This window comes from Novosphingobium sp. GW821-FHT09E05 (assembly GCF_059416165.1).
Window position 1 is genome coordinate 67,750 of the sequence record NZ_JBWKOQ010000003.1, and the last position, 14,914, is coordinate 82,663.

The following is a 14,914-nucleotide window of genomic DNA, read 5'->3' on the forward strand; positions in this document are numbered from 1 at the left end:
AGACCCAGCCGGGCGGATTCCAGACAACAGTGTTGCAGAAGCTTCAGTTCTTATTGCCCGCAGCATTAGGGCAAGTCACGAAAAGAACCGATGTGAAAGTGACGGCAAATTTGATCGGGCCGCATCAATACCCGGCCTGCAAGGCACTTGCATGCCGGGTATTGCAGCGGCCGGGCGATGTGCGGGGCGCTGCATTTACGGGCGAGGTCGGATGCCCTCGTATCGGCTTCTTCTCCATGACCTCGTGAATCGGCGACGCGCTATCATTCACGAATGAAGTTGAGCCTGCCCCGGGATGGGACGCTTGGCGGATTTCGGATCGCAGGGGCAGCGATACGGTTTGCGTAAGCGCAAAATATAAGGGGAAATACATGCGCCTGGGTTCGAAGGCCAAACTGACGATAGGGGTCGGCCTTGTGGCAGCCGTCACGTTCGGTTTCCTCGGCGTTCGCGAACTGGCGCGCTCTTCGGCCTCTCGGGCGACGCCGGTCGTGACGGTCGCCGGGCAACCGGCACAGGCGGCGGGCATCATTTTCGCGGCAACCACGCGCGACGTGAAGATCGGCGAGACCATTCGTGCCGACATGATCCGCAACGCGGCATACGATCCGGCGCGCGTTCCCACTGCGGCGACTCCAGCTGAAGTTATCGGCCGCGTCGCCACCCGGGACATCGCGGCGAACACGCTTATTCCTCGCGAGGCGTTGGAGCAGGAATCCAAGTTGGCGATCCGCGTGCCGGTGGGCATGCGCGCGATCAGCATCGACACTACCGCGGAAATCGCGGTTGCCGGCCTGGTTCGTCCGGGCGACCGGGTCGATGTTCAGGTCGTGTACCCCGGCGAAGACGCCATCAGCGGAAGCCGGGGCAACGGTCGGAGCCGCGCCAAGGCCTTGCTGCAGATGGTGCCGGTGCTGGCGGTGGGCGACGTCGTGCTTGGCACGCAGGTCAAGGACGGCGTCACGGACAGCGTATCTGCGCCCCCGCCGCCCGCCCGGACGGTGACGCTGGCGCTGACGCCGCAGCAGGTGTCCGAACTGTCGCTCGCGAAAAGCACCGGCGCGCTCTACCTCTCCCTGCGCAATCCCGAAGACAGCGTGGAAGTCTCTTCCGTCCAGATCGCTTCTTCTCCGGAACCGGCGGCGCGTGCACCTGCCGCCATGCCGGTCCCGATGATGGCCCCGCAGGTCGCGGCCAGGCCGGCTGCACCCGCCGCGCCGCGCCGGCAGGCGCCGCATGCGATCGAGCTCGTCGTCGGCGGAAACCGCGAAGTCATCTATTCGGGGAGTGGTTCGCGTTGAAAGCCCTTATCGCAGCAGGCCAGATGGCCATCGGAATACTGGGCCTGTCGACCGGCGCCAATGCGCAGGAGCAGCGCACTCTGCAGGTCGACGAAGCACGCACGCTCTCGTTCCCGCGTTCGATCGGGCGGGTCGAGGTCAGCCGCGAGAACGTCATCTCGGTGTCCTCGCCCTCGGCGCGGTCGCTGCGTATCACCGGGCTTACGGCGGGTCAGGCGACAGTCAGCGTCTATTCGGCCGACGGTTCGCTGATCTCCGATACGCTGGTGCAGGTGAGCCCCGCCGCTCCGTCCTTCGGCGGTTCGGGCGGACCGCTGCGGCCCGGCGAGAAAGTCGTAGCGGTCGACGTGCAGTTCGCGGCCGTGTCCTCCTCCACGCTCAAGGCGCTGGGATTCAGCTTCGCGAAGCTGACCGGCGACCTGCAGGGGGCGATCGTCTCGCCCAGCGCGCTGAACGGGTACACGTTCAACGCGTCGCCTCCCCCAAGTGGCAGCACCAACTACGGCCGCAGCTTCACCACGACCAACTCGGCCCCGATACAAAGCGCTTTCAACCTGTTCCTGGCCGCGCCCAATCGCGGTATCGGCGCCGTGCTGAGCGCGCTGTCCACGAACGGGTTGTCGCAGCTCCTGGCACAGCCGACGCTGCTGGTGCGCTCTGGCGAGAAGGCGAGCTTCCTTGCCGGCGGTGAGTTCCCGGTGCCGGTGCCCCAGTCCAGCGGTGGCGGCGGCAACACGATCGCGATCCAGTACAAGGAGTTCGGTGTGCGCCTTTCGGTGACGCCTTACGTCCTGTCCGAAAACAACATCGTCCTCAAGCTGGCGCCGGAGGTCAGCGAACTCGATTACAACAACGGCGTCCAGCTCCAGGGCTACGTCGTGCCCGGCATCCGGCGGCGGTCCACCGAGACCACGGTCGAACTGGGCAGCGGTCAGAGCTTCGTCATCGCCGGGCTCAATTACACCAACAGCTCCGTGAGCAAGGACAAGGTTCCGTTCCTCGGCGACCTGCCGGTCCTGGGGGCCTTCTTCAAGCGGCAGCAGAACCAGAAGGAGCAGCAGGAGCTGATCATCGTCGCCACCCCGCGGCTCGTCGAGCCTGAAGCCGTGCAACCAGTGCTGGCCAAAACGATGCCTTCGCTCGATCCGAGCATGGCGCAGATGATCGTGGGCAACGACGGCGTCGAAAAAGCCGTCAGCGCCTTCGGTGTGGTGAGGCGCTGACATGGTGCGCATCCATCTCCTCTCGATCGACCGCGCGCTGGCGCAGCGCATTTCCGACGCGATGGGCGCGCATGTCTCGGTCGAGATGGCACAGTCGCTCGACGACGCCACGTTCGACGGGCCGGGCATCGTCATCATCGACCACGCCTCGATCCCGGCCGAACGCGCCATGGCCTCGGTCATTGCCGAAGTGGCGCAGGCTGCTCCGGGCAGGGCAGTGGTGCTCGCGACGGAGGACATGTACGCGGTGCAGGTGCTCCAGGCGATCCGTTCGGGCGCGACCGACGTCATGCCGCGCGGCGCGGTGGCTTCGGAAGTCAGCGAAATCCTCTCGCGCGTGCTCAACACCGCGCTGGCGACGCAGGGCCGGCTGGGCCGGCTGACGCTGGTCCTCGGCACCGACCGCGACGCGACCGCGATGCTCGCCACCGACATGGCGCTGGCGCATAGTCTCGACGGCCCGGCGACGCTGCTGATCGACTGCACGCTGCCTTCCAGCACGGCCGAGGCCTATCTCGACCTCAAGGTGGACTATGGCCTCGCGGCGGCCGTGACCGACCTCGATCGCATGGACGCGAGCCTGCTCAGCGATGCCCTAGCGCGCCACGAAGTAAGCGGGTTGTCGCTGCTCACGCTCGACGGCGGTACGGGGGCGGAGCCGGTGGGCATCGGTCCGGCGGACATCGTCGGCCTCATCCAGCTGCTGCGGGCAAGCTGCGCCCATGTCGTGCTCTGCGGCGGCAGTCTGCGCAATGGCGGACTGCTGCGCGAACTGGCCTCGCAGGCCCAGAGCATCGAGGTGGTGTGCAGCCAGTCCATCCGTGAACTCGACGCCTGCCGCCGTCTACTCGACCGTGTCGCGCTCGACACCGCCAGCGCACAGCGGCTGCGGCTGCTGGTGTGGGACCACGACCCGCGCATCCTGCTCGATGGCCGCCGCATGGCGGACGCGCTCGACATCGATTCGATGATGGGTATTCCGACCGACCGGGTGAAGATGCGCAACGCTCTCAACGCGGGCCGACCGATGATGACGGAGCGCGACGGCGGCCTCTATGCGCAGGCGATCCGGCGCGCGAGCGGCATCACCGCGCCGGGCAAGTCCACGAACTTCGGCATCGACAGGATGCGCAAGGCCATCCTGCGGTCCGTGGAGCGCACCGCATGAGCCTGCTGACCAACGACGGCCCGTCCAGCGGCGCCGAGGGTACGGCCGTCGAGGGGCGCCGACAGGCTCCCATCGCGCAGCCTGCGGCGCAGCGGATGAGCGACAGCTACCAGTCGGTCAAGGCGCAGACCTGCAGGCAGGTCATCGAGCAGCTGGAGACGCAAGGCGTGACTGCCGAGGCGCTGGATCGGCGGGGGCTGCGCGCCGAGATCGAGCAGGTCATCAACAGCCGCAGCCGCCGCGGCCAGCTGGCGCTCAACAGCGCGGAACGGCTGCTGCTGGTCGAGGACATCGAGGACGAGGTGGTGGGCCTCGGCCCGCTCGCCCCGCTGCTGCGCGACCCGACCGTGGACGATATCATCGTCAACGGCGCCCACACGATCTATGCCGAACGCGGCGGCATCCTCGAACGGGTCGAGACACGTTTTCGCGACGATGCGCACCTGATGAACATCATCCAGCGCATCGTCGGCCCCATCGGTCGCCGCGTGGACGAGGCGACGCCCTTCGTCGATGCCCGCCTGGCCGACGGCTCGCGCGTCAACATCGTGATCCCCCCGATTGCGCTCGACGGGCCGCTGGTGTCGATCCGCAAATTCCGGCTTCAGGCGCTCAGCGTCGATGACTGCGTGGCTGGCGGCTCAATGAGCCAGGCCATGGCCGCCTACCTTACCGCCGCCGTGCGCTCGCGCCTGAACATCCTGATCTGCGGGGGCACCGGTGCCGGCAAATCCACGCTGCTGAACGTGCTGTCGAGCTGCATCAGCAACGCCGAGCGCCTCGTCACCATCGAGGATGCCGCTGAGCTTCAGCTGCGTCAGGACCACGTCGTGCGTCTCGAGACGCGGCCGCCCAACGTCGACGGCAGCCGCGAAGTCAGCGCCCGCGACCTCGTCCGCAACGCCCTGCGCATGCGGCCCGACCGCATCATCCTGGGCGAGGTGCGCGGGGTCGAGGCGGTGGAAATGCTGCAGGCCATGTCGACCGGGCACGACGGCTCGATGGCGACGCTGCATGCCAACACGCCGCGCGATGCGCTGTCGCGGCTGGAAATGCTGCTCGGCTTTGCGGGCGCGCAGAGCGACGTACGTGCCGTGCGCCGCTTCGTTGCCAACAGCATCCACGTCATCGTCAATATCCAGCGCCTTACCAACGGCAGCCGCCGCATCACCTCGGTGGCTGAAGTCACCGGTGTCGAGGGTGAGGCCTATACGTTGAACGAGCTGTTCCACTTCGAGGAGCAGCCCGCGATGTCCGGTGAAGGCCTGTTCCGCACCGTATCGCCGCGCCCTTACCACGTCGCGCGACTGCGGGACTACGTAATGCCGCTTGTCGGCGCGAAGGACGGCGCCGCATGGTAAAGGGAGGCGCCTATCTGTTGCTGGCGTTCCTGATCCTGGGCGCGATGGCCTACACATGGTTCTCCGCGCGGGCGCAGGGCAAGGTGATCCTGGACCGCCGGCTCGCCGCGATGTCCGCACGGGGGATCGAACCCCCGCGAGCCGCCCTTGCCGTGACCGTGCCCGAGCGGATCGCGCCCCTCCTCGCCCGGGCGCAGGTCGAACTGACCATACCGGCGCTGCAGATCATTCTTGGCGCCGTGCTGATACTGACGCTGGTGGTGCTCCTGATCGCCGGCCCCGCAGCGGCGTTGATTGCGCTCCTGGGGCTGCCGGCCGCAGGGCTGGCGTGGCTCCAGGGCCGCGCGCGCAAGCGGGTCGAGGCCCTGACCGATGCGTTGCCGCTCTATCTCGACGGTGTGCGGCAGTTGCAGGCGGTCGGCAATTCGCTCTCGCAGGCGCTCGAGCGCTCGCTCGCCGACTCGCCGGATTCGATCCGTAGCTACTTTGCGCCCGCTGCGCGCAAGCTGGCGATGGGAGCGCCGGTGGCCGAGACCATGCAGCAGCTGGCCGACCGGTTGCAGATCCCCGAACTTTCCATGTTCGCCGCCGCGATCCGCACCAACCTCAAGTATGGCGGGTCGATCTCGACGGTGTTCGGCAACCTCGCCAACATCCTGCGCGAGCGGGTGCGGATCCGCCGTGAACTGGCTGCGGCGACGTCCGAAGCCAAAGTCAGCTCGCGCGTGCTGATCGGCATGCCACTGATCTGCATGGCCATCCTCGTGGCGATGAACCGGACGTATATCGACTTCTTCATCTCCGACCCGCGGGGGCAGAAGATGTCGCTCGTCGCCATCGTGCTGGAGTTCGTGGGCATCATGATCATCCGCCGCATGATGAGGCTGGCCTTCTGATGGTCGGGCTGCTCGCCTTCCTGTCTTTCGCCATTGCCGTTGGCGGCCTGCTGCTCGCGGTCGCGGGCGTGCGGTGGCTGCAGGTCGACTCCCGGCTGCGCGCGCGCATCGACGGGCAGGCCATGCGCTCCGCACCGCCCGCGCCGCGCGGATGGCAGGGGCTTCGCCCGCCGCGCATTCCTCTGGGGCAAGGCCGCGACCGCAACGAGATCGAACAGCGCCTGCGCACTGCCGGCTATTTCGACCCGGGCGCCGTCGACGTCTTCGTGTTCCTGCGCATCGCCGCGTCCGTGGCGGTGGCGGCGGCCTGCATGGGGACGTGCTGGGTGGTGACCGGCAACCCTTTCAAGCCGGTCTTCCCGACCTTCGCGCTCACCGGCCTGACCTACATCGGCGCCAAGTACGCGCTTCAGATGCGCGCGAGCGGGCGCGAACGGATGCTGACGACGGAGTTCCCCTTCCTCCTCGATCTCATGCTGATGATGCTCGAAAGCGGCGTGTCGCTCGACCAGTGCTTCCGCGGCATCGCACGCGACGAGCGCGTGGCAGTGCCGAACCATGCGCGGCTGGTCGCGATGCTGGTCGAGGATCTCGACCGCGGACAGGATTACCAGGTCGCCTTCGAGCGCTGGGCGGCGCGGGTCAACGTCAACGGTTCGCGTGAGCTGGCGGCGCTGTTCCGGCAGTCGCTTTTCCAGGGAATGGAACTGGTCCCGGCGCTTCGCGAATTCATCCGCGAATTCTCGCAGCGCCGCGTCGCCGCCGCGCGCGAGGCGATCGGCAAGATCACCGTGCGCATGGTGGTGCTGATGCTGGTTTTCTTCATGCCGGCGCTGTTCATCGTCCTCGCCGGGCCGCCGGTGGCCGCCATTTTCGACACCTTGCGGAGTAGCTCGTGATGATCCGCTTCCTCCTTCTCGCAACGGCGCTTCCCCTGTTCCTGTCGCCATCGGTGCCGGCATTGGCGGCCGGTGCCACCGCCGATGCGGCGCAGGATTCCACCCGGGGCCTTTACATGGCGCTCATCCGCCAGGCCCGCGCCGACGGCAGGCCGCGCGCCGCGATCGCCTATCTCGACGATTTTGACCGGCAGAACCCGGATGACCGGGAAGGGCAATTGCTGCGCGTCAACTGCCTGCTCGATCTCGATCAGGTCACCGCCGCGCGCGCAGCGCTCGCGCGTATTCCGGCAAGCGACCGGAGCGGGCCCGCACAGGCGGTCCGCGGTCACGTGCTCGCCGCGGAGGGCAACTGGGCGCAGGCAGTGACGCAATATGCTGCGGCGTTGCAGCAGAGCCCGGCCGATGCCTTCATCGCCAATGCGCTGGGTTATGCGCGGCTCCGATCCGGACAGTCCGGTCTGGCGGTCGAGACCCTGCGCGGGGCCCGGGACCTCGCTCCCGACGATAGCGTCGTGCGCAACAACCTCATCCTGGCGCTGACCATGACCGGCCGTCTCGGCGAGGCCGAGGCAATGCTGGCGCAAGTGCCCGACGCGGCCGAGAAGGGCAGGCTTCGGCAGCAGGTAGCGGGCGAGGCCGCGCGCCTTGCCGCAGCGGGAGGCGGCGCCGCGCCGCGCGGGTCATGAGCGCGCTTGGCGTCCGCTTGTGCCGCAGGGGCCCGCGCAAACTTGCGCGCGACGAGCGCGGTGCCATCGGGCCGATGATCGCGGTGCTCGCGCCGTCCCTTCTTGTCGCGACCGGCCTCGCACTCGATGTGGGACTGTATTATTCGGGCAATAGCCAGCTCCGGGTGGCGACTGAAGCTGCTGCCATGGCGGCGTCGATGGAGCCCACCCAGGCCAGGGCGCGGGCGGAGCGCTACCTGCGCAGCAACGGCTATGACCCCTCGGTACTGCAGAACGTCGAGGTCGGCTATTATTGCGCGGATATCAGCCGGGCGTCCGGCTCGCGGTTCTCCGCATCCGGTGCCGGGTGCGCCGGAAGTCTCAAGGGGACGAACGCCGTGCGGCTGACCACGCGCAAGGCCAGCCGGCAGTTTCTGTCCGGCGTTCTCGGCGCGGCGAGCCCGATCCCCCAGCTCACCGCCACTGCGAGCGCCGCCCGCATAGACGAGGCCGGCGTTTCCGTGACCTCCGGCCTGTTGACGGTCACCAACCCGCTGGTCGTGGCCGTGAATGAGCTGCTGGGGGGATTGCTGGGGATCAAGCTGCGCCTGTCGACGGCGGACATCGAGGCGCTGCTCGGAGGAAACGTCGATGCGGGGCGATTCTTCGATGCCCTGGCCCGGCGTGCCAGCTTCACGGGTACGTACGGGGATTTGACCCAGCGTTCGTTCGATCTTCAGGACATTTCGCTCGCTGCCGCGGAAGCCGCCGGCACGCCCGCTACGAAGGCGGCGCTCAATGCATTCGGAATGGCTGTCGGCCGAGGCTACAACGTGCCCTTGAAGGGGCTTTTCAGTGTCGGCGTCTGGAAGAATATGCCGGTCGGCGGGGCAGACGTGCAGCCCGCGCTGCGCGCCGGGCTCAACGCTTACCAACTGATCAGCTATGCGGTCCAGGAAGGACCGGTCGTCGTTGAGTTGTCGAAGGTGCTCCAGCCGCTGGTCACACCTCCTTTGTTGACGGGCAGCGAGGTCAAGATCGGCGCCGTCGTGTCCGGCCATCCGGATCGGCCGCGTTTCGCATTCGGCCCGGCGGCGGCGGAGACCAAAGTCGGCACCTCGATGCTGCGGCTGCAGGTCAACGTGACCCTGCTCAATCTGCCGCTCAATGTAGCCAGGGCGAATGTTCCGATTCTGATCGACGTCGCCGCCGCGGAAGCAGAGGTCGCGGACATCAGTTGCGTCGAACAGACCGAACAGAAGACCAACACCAGGGTGCAAGTGGCGGTCCGGTCAGCGCTGGTGAAGGCCTACATCGGGACGCCGCCGGCAAATGCCATGACCAAGCCGCTGCCCCCGATCAATGCCGGGCAGATCGGCTACACCGAGATCGCGCAAGTCGGGATCAAGGTTCTTCCCGTCCTACCCATCGAACTGGTGTCGTTGAAGGGCAGGGCCATCGCCGAACCTGTCCTTGGCGGAGGAATACATAGCGCGGTGCTGACATTCGGGCCGGGCGCGGGCAACGGAACCATCGGCAGCCCGACCGCGCCTGGCAGTCCTCTCGTGGTGCCCAACGAAGCGCAGATCGGATCCACCGTCCAGGGGTTGGTGAACAGCCTGACGGGTAACGATCCCAGCGGGCAGCAAGGTATTCAACTCTGCCTGCTGGGCGGGCTGTGCGGGATCAGCGACACGCTTGTCCGTACCAATCTTCTGCCCGCCATCACCACGCCGCTGACCGGCGTGGTGACCAGCGTCGTCGATCCGTTGCTGACCAATGTGCTGGTCGCGCTTGGTGTTCAGCTGGGCCACGCCTCGGTCTGGGTCAATGGCGCGCGCTGCGGGGTTCCGGTCTTGATATGAACGAAGTCGATGCGGTCGGAGTGCAGGAGAATTGCAGCCGGATTGACCTTATTAACAAAAATTACACTACCAACTTCGTAAAGTTACTAGGCGATATGGGTCGCATATTAAACCAATACTTTCCATCACGTCGAAACATGTGGTGAAGAATTATAGCGCTTCCGGGCCCCTTCTGCTCGAAATGCGTGATCCATCGAAGAAGGAATGGGGAGTGCTGCATATGATTACTTCGATTCGTAACCTCGTCGTCCGTCTCCGCACCGACGAACGCGGCCTGACCGCCGTCGAATACGCCGTGCTGGGTGGTATCATCGTAACCGCGCTGATCACCATTGGCGCCACATTCACGGGAGAACTGGGTGATGCTTTCGCCGACCTGATTCCCTGACGGAGACAGGGTGATGCGCATATCAGCCAGGACGAGCTTTGGACTGCTGAAGTGCGATCGCGGAATCGCGGCGCTGGAGTTCGTCCTGCTGGCTCCGGCGCTGCTGTTCCTCGTGTTCGGCATCATCGTCTATTCGATCTACTTCACCGCCGCGATGGGCGTGAGGCAGGCCGCGGCCGAGGGTGCACGGGCCGCCGTCGCCGGGCTCAACACGGCGGAGCGCGGAACATTGGCACGGGCGCGGGCCGCCGAGGTGATCCAGAACTACCGTTCGATCCTGGGCGGCACCGTTCAGCCCACTATCACGGCAGTCGCCGGGACCACCACGGGCACGTTCCGCGTCAATGTCAGCTATGACATGAGCGGCAGCCCGATCAGGCGATTCGTCAATTTCATCCCCCTGCCTTCCAGCAACGTGGAGGCAAGCGTCACCGTGACCAACGGAGGATACTGACTTGGAAGCTGCGGGATATTTCTACCTCGCGCTGTTAATCCTGGTGCTCATGCCGGTGGTCGTCCTGCCCTGGGAAGGGCGGACCGCGCCGGACTGGCTTTACCTCGTGCTGGCCGGATTCGGCCTTGCCGGCGCCGCCCTCCTGGGCGGCTTGCCGGCTTTCGCGCTGTCCTGCGCGGCCGGACTCGGGTGCCTGCTTGTCGCCGGAGGCGGGGTTACCGCGCTGCGCTCGCGGACGCGGGCGCGGGTGCTTACCGGCGGGCAGATTAAATTATTGTCAGCGGGAGCTACATGGCTGGGCGTGAGCGGCGCGGCGACTATGATCGCGGTTGCCGTCCTCGCGCTTTTCCTGATAGCTGCTGTGCAGAGGATAGGGGCGGTCCGGCGACGTCCCGATGCATCGGCCATCGTCGCGATCGCAATCGTGTCGGTGGCGATGCAACAACATCTGCCGGGAATGTGGTAAGGCAATCGCAACAAGATAATCGGCGGGGTGGCGCGATGCCTAAGAATTGGCGAACAAGACTTGGGTCGATACTCGGACCCAACGGTCCTGATGAGGAAGATGGGCATTCGGAAGGCGGGGGCAGCTACGTGCCGAGCCCTTCGGACATCCCCAAGGCAATCGAGGCGGGGGTATTCCAGCAGATCGAGCCCGTACTCATCGTCGACGACGATGCGGATTGGGGCAAGGAATGTGCCTTCAGCCTGAGGCAAATGGGCTACGAGCCCTTCGTGGCGTCCAGCTCCGACGAAGCGCTGGCCTTGTTCGTGGACCATGACATCTCGATCGCCATCGTCGACTACAATCTGCCCGGACTCGACGGGATCACGCTGATCCAGGAAATGGCGCAGCAGGCCGAGGCCGAGGGCAGGCAGCTGCGCTTCATCATGGCAACCGGCTATGCGACCAAGGACGTCGCCATCGACGCAATGCGCGCCAACGCCATCGATTTCCTGGAAAAGCCGATCAGCCCGGCCGACTTGCGCCGCGCGCTCCAGCGCATCAGGGGAATGCCCCCTGCGAAGGGTGCGCGCCGGGCCTTGCTGGACCAGATTTCCAACCTCAGCACCGAACTGCAGCGGCTCTCGCACCTGATGGACGAGCCTGGCCGCTTGGCAACGCCGGAAGCCCCGGTCGAGCCGGCGGAACGGGCAATCGCAGCGCCGCCGCGCGCACCGGGCGATCCGGTCGAGCCGCCGCAGTTGATCGGCTTCATCCGTGACCAGTTGCGGCGGGAAACCAAGCGCCGTGAAATCGGCGGGGGAGAACTGTTCGGCGATCCGGCCTGGGCCATGCTGCTGGACTTGCTGCTTGCGAAGATCGAGGGTCGCCGTGTCTCGGTGTCGAGCGCCTGTATCGCTTCGGGCGCGCCGATGAGCACGGCGCTGCGCCTGGTGCGCCGCCTGGTCGACGAGAGCGTGTTGTGCCGACTGCCGGACGAACAGGACCGCCGGCGGCACTTCCTTGCGATCAACCCCAAGTTCGAGCAGCCATTGGTGGATTACCTGTCGGAACAAGTGCGCCAGCGCGGCTAGGCGCGCTCAGAGTGTTCCGAAGGCGCGCTTCTCGTAGACGGTGGTGATGGCCTGTCCGTCCCAGACGTAGCACAAGTGGCGCTCCTGCCGGCAGTTCGAAAGCAGGCGCGGGCGGAATACCGCGGCGCATTCCCCGCCGGCGTTGCGGACGCTGCCATAGACGATGCCATCTGCGCCTTCGGCCCGCAGCGTCAGGGCCAGTGCCTGCGACGCGCCGTAGAAGTCGGGATCGTAAATGGCCGGCAGCGAGTCGCCCAAGGCGCGGACGTCATGCATGCGCGCGTCGAGATCGACCGCGTAGACGCGCATGTCCAGTTCCTGCGCGGGCTCCTCGGTCCAGCCCATGAAGCGGGCGCGGTGGTAGGTCGTTTCCGCCAGGGCGGTCTCGACCGTGCTGGCGGCGTAGAAAACGCCGAAACTGCCGTCGGTGAAGCGGTCTCCCTGCGGATTGAGGTGCGTGAAGGCGGCCATCACCGGCGTGGACCCAGAACCCGAGACACGGTCACCAGGCGGGACCAGCGAGAGGTCGCCCATTTCCTCGCGCAGACGGTCGTTGGTCATTGCCTCGAGCGCAAATACGGCGTCGAGGTCGGCCGGATCGGCCACCGCGTCGAATACCGAGATCGGCGGAAAGCGGCTCGGCACGATGCGATAGCAGGGCGTCCAGCGGACCGGGCAAACGGGGATGTCCATGCGCTTGGAGCGCTCAGCCGCGCTGGGCGTCGATGTACTGGCGCACCACGTAGAGGTCGGCGACATTGCCCGAGATCATGCGGTCGAGTGCCGAGCGGCCGCCGAACACCGGGCTGGCATTGGGCCTACGGACCCATTCGTCGGCGGTGCGGGGCAGCAGAATCTGGAGCCCCTTGTAGATGCCCAGGACGTAGGAAATCCGCTCCAGCGCGTCCTTGGGGATGGCCGATACCGCCCCGCGCTTCCACGACTGGAAGGTCGAGCGGCTGTCGAGGCCGAGCAGGCGCATCTGTTCCTGTTCCTTGAGGTCCCAGGCCTCGGCGATGCGAAAGAAAGTGCGCAAGGCCGGACCGGTGAGTTCCTTGCGGTCCGGTGCCGCAGCGAGAGATGCAGTGGCCATCGCGATCCTTTCGGATCACAGTATGTGCGATATATAATCAATTTTCAAGATAATGATTATATGCGCGTCGGTATCGGCGAGGTCAGGCTGCGATGGATTCCGAACGGGCGTCCAGGACCACCCGGTTCCGGCCCTCTCGCTTGGCACGGTAGAGCGCGGCGTCCGCGGCCTTGATGAGGGTCGAGCCATCGCGCTCCATTGTTTCTTCCCAGGTGGCGACCCCGAAGGACATCGTCAGCGATCCCAGCGTGCGCCCGCCCTGTTGGACCATCAGTTCGCTGATCCCCTGCCGCACGATCTCGACGCGGTTGGCGAGAATGGCGGCGGAGGTACCCGGTGCGATGATCGTGAACTCCTCGCCGCCGAACCGGCAGATCACGTCGCCGTCGCGGAAGCGACTGCGCATTTCGGCGGAAACGGCCTGGAGTACTGCGTCGCCGGCCTCGTGACCGAACTCGTCGTTGAAGCGCTTGAAGTGATCGACGTCGCACATGACGAGGCTGAGCGGGCTGCCCGAGCGCGAGGCGCGCGCGATTTCGAGCGCTAGCGTCTCTTCCATGTAGCGGCGGTTGAACAGGCTGGTGAGGGGATCGCGGATGGTCTGTTCGCGAAGCCCGCGTTGGAGGCGGTGGTTGACGAGGGCGGAGGCGATGTTCTCCGTCAGCACGGTCAGGCGGAAACGGTTTTCCGTGCCCACGACACCCTTAAGGTACAGCACGCCGATCACTTCGCCCCCCGCGAGCAGCGGCTCGCAGTGGTAGTGGTGAGTCTCGTCCCCGCCCTGTGGTCCCGCATGCGAACTGGCATGGGCACAGACGATGTCGGAGCCCGGCTCGACCACGAAATGGCTCTGGCCGCGGCGCAGGGCCCAGCACTGGTCCGGTGCGAAGCCGGCGGCGGCAACTTCCAGTCCCCCCCAGGCGGCTATCGGCACCAGCAGGTTGCGTGAATTGTTGTGGGCGTAGAGTGCGCCTGGAATCTCGGGCAGCACGCGGGGTACGAAGACGCGGATGATCGAGGCCAGTTCCTCGTCGGTGCGCGCGGCCTGCATGCGGTGCGCCATGCCGCCGAGGAGTTCGATGACCTCGCCGCGCTCGCGCAGGACCTCGCTGTTCTCGCTCAGTTCGAGATTGGCGACGCGGAGGCGTTCCTCGCTGTCGACCTGATCGGCGACGGCATGCTCCAGTTCATCCGCCATGGCGTTATAGCCCTTGGCGAGACGTTCGAATTCGCTGGATTGCATGGCCTCGATCACGCGCGCGCTACGGTCGCCCGCGCCAAGCTGGCCCATGACCGTCATCATCTCGTCGACCGGCTTTCGGACCCGACGGATCAGCCCCATCGCCATGAAGCCGATGAAGGCCAGCATGATCGGCGTACCGACGAGCACCAGCCACCGGTTATAGTTCAACCGGCGCTCCATGGCCTGCGTGCGCGCCAGCGACAACGCGCGCTCCTCGTTGAGGAAGTCGTTCACGCGGGCGTCGACCAGTTGCATGAGATAGCGGCCGCGACCGGAGGCGACACTGGCCTCGGCGCCGGAGAAGTTGCCCGCGCGCGCCAGCCTGGCGACACCTTCAAGTTCGTCGACGCGCTGGGCGACCACGGTGCGGATCTGGGACGCCCGCGCATTCTGCGCGGGGTTGTCCGCCGTCTGGACCATGAGGTCGCCCGTGGCGCGCCGTGCCGCCGCGAGTTCGATCTCGACCGCCTCGCCGAATTCCGGGTTACGGGTAAGGGTGTAGCCGCGTTGGCCCGATTCGGCCTGCTGCAGGTGCCGCAGCGAAGCGTTCGCCGTCTTGAGCACTTGTGACGAATGGGTGACCCACGTCAGGCTGTCCCGCATCTGCGCGGCGCTTTCCAGCAGAAGACCCGCAAGCACGACCAAAAGCAGGCACAGAATACTGCACAGGACGACGATGCGGTTGGACAACGATCCTACCAAGGGAATCTCCGTAGAACGGTAAGGTTCTGCCCTCGGTCAATTGGCGGTGCGTTGCAATCGAATTCCTTCCCTGTCGTGCGACGACCCATTGCGTGTCCACGACGTCGCTTTTCC

15 protein-coding genes are annotated in these 14,914 nt (G+C 66.2%); 12 read left to right on the forward strand and 3 right to left on the reverse strand.

What is annotated here, in order from left to right; translation table 11 throughout:
- The first annotated feature begins 371 nt into the window (after positions 1-371).
- From cpaB to AC07M9_RS14845, 12 genes are all read left to right on the forward strand, one after another.
- On the forward strand, positions 372-1,301 hold the full coding sequence (gene cpaB / locus AC07M9_RS14790; protein ID WP_494884616.1) for a Flp pilus assembly protein CpaB: 930 nt from the start codon (positions 372-374) through the stop codon (positions 1,299-1,301).
- Between the two features lie 23 nt (positions 1,302-1,324).
- Positions 1,325-2,524, forward strand: a complete 1,200-nt coding sequence (locus AC07M9_RS14795) for a type II and III secretion system protein family protein (RefSeq protein ID WP_494884617.1) — start codon at positions 1,325-1,327, stop codon at positions 2,522-2,524.
- Between the two features lies 1 nt (position 2,525).
- Positions 2,526-3,692, forward strand: a complete 1,167-nt coding sequence (locus AC07M9_RS14800; protein WP_494884619.1) for a CpaE/TadZ family protein — start codon at positions 2,526-2,528, stop codon at positions 3,690-3,692.
- Entirely contained in the window at positions 3,689-5,053 is a 1,365-nt protein-coding gene (locus AC07M9_RS14805) for a TadA family conjugal transfer-associated ATPase (RefSeq protein WP_494884621.1), read from the forward strand. The genes AC07M9_RS14800 and AC07M9_RS14805 overlap by 4 nt, the downstream gene beginning before the upstream one ends.
- Positions 5,047-5,949 (forward strand): type II secretion system F family protein, encoded by a 903-nt coding sequence (locus AC07M9_RS14810; RefSeq protein WP_494884622.1) that lies wholly within the window; start codon positions 5,047-5,049, stop codon positions 5,947-5,949. Before AC07M9_RS14805 ends, AC07M9_RS14810 begins: the two co-directional genes overlap by 7 nt.
- The gene (locus AC07M9_RS14815) at positions 5,949-6,848 is read left to right on the forward strand and encodes a type II secretion system F family protein (protein ID WP_494884624.1); all 900 of its coding nucleotides are present in this window, start codon (positions 5,949-5,951) and stop codon (positions 6,846-6,848) included. The genes AC07M9_RS14810 and AC07M9_RS14815 overlap by 1 nt, the downstream gene beginning before the upstream one ends.
- Positions 6,848-7,537: a tetratricopeptide repeat protein gene (locus AC07M9_RS14820; protein WP_494884625.1), complete on the forward strand. Its 690-nt coding sequence runs from the start codon at positions 6,848-6,850 to the stop codon at positions 7,535-7,537. The genes AC07M9_RS14815 and AC07M9_RS14820 overlap by 1 nt, the downstream gene beginning before the upstream one ends.
- Positions 7,534-9,381: a TadG family pilus assembly protein gene (locus tag AC07M9_RS14825; protein ID WP_494884626.1), complete on the forward strand. Its 1,848-nt coding sequence runs from the start codon at positions 7,534-7,536 to the stop codon at positions 9,379-9,381. The genes AC07M9_RS14820 and AC07M9_RS14825 overlap by 4 nt, the downstream gene beginning before the upstream one ends.
- 142 nt (positions 9,382-9,523) lie before the next feature.
- The gene (locus AC07M9_RS14830; RefSeq protein ID WP_494884627.1) at positions 9,524-9,769 is read left to right on the forward strand and encodes a Flp family type IVb pilin; all 246 of its coding nucleotides are present in this window, start codon (positions 9,524-9,526) and stop codon (positions 9,767-9,769) included.
- Between the two features lie 13 nt (positions 9,770-9,782).
- The gene (locus tag AC07M9_RS14835; protein WP_494884628.1) at positions 9,783-10,223 is read left to right on the forward strand and encodes a TadE/TadG family type IV pilus assembly protein; all 441 of its coding nucleotides are present in this window, start codon (positions 9,783-9,785) and stop codon (positions 10,221-10,223) included.
- Between the two features lies 1 nt (position 10,224).
- Positions 10,225-10,689, forward strand: a complete 465-nt coding sequence (locus AC07M9_RS14840; RefSeq protein WP_494884629.1) for a hypothetical protein — start codon at positions 10,225-10,227, stop codon at positions 10,687-10,689.
- 251 nt (positions 10,690-10,940) lie between these two features.
- Positions 10,941-11,762 carry a response regulator gene (locus AC07M9_RS14845; RefSeq protein WP_494884630.1) on the forward strand — a complete coding sequence of 274 codons (822 nt, stop codon included), beginning with the start codon at positions 10,941-10,943 and terminating at the stop codon, positions 11,760-11,762.
- Positions 11,763-11,768: 6 nt separating this feature from the next.
- On the opposite strand, the gene AC07M9_RS14850 is transcribed toward AC07M9_RS14845, so the two are convergent.
- The 3 genes from AC07M9_RS14850 to AC07M9_RS14860 all read right to left on the reverse strand — a co-directional run bounded on the left by AC07M9_RS14850 (position 11,769) and on the right by AC07M9_RS14860 (position 14,800).
- Positions 11,769-12,455: an RES family NAD+ phosphorylase gene (locus tag AC07M9_RS14850; RefSeq protein ID WP_494884631.1), complete on the reverse strand. Its 687-nt coding sequence runs from the start codon at positions 12,453-12,455 to the stop codon at positions 11,769-11,771.
- A 13-nt stretch (positions 12,456-12,468) separates the two neighbouring features.
- Positions 12,469-12,855, reverse strand: coding sequence for an MbcA/ParS/Xre antitoxin family protein (locus AC07M9_RS14855; protein WP_494884632.1), 387 nt, complete (start codon positions 12,853-12,855; stop codon positions 12,469-12,471).
- Positions 12,856-12,937: 82 nt separating this feature from the next.
- Positions 12,938-14,800: a diguanylate cyclase gene (locus tag AC07M9_RS14860; protein WP_494884633.1), complete on the reverse strand. Its 1,863-nt coding sequence runs from the start codon at positions 14,798-14,800 to the stop codon at positions 12,938-12,940.
- Positions 14,801-14,914: the final 114 nt, after the last annotated feature.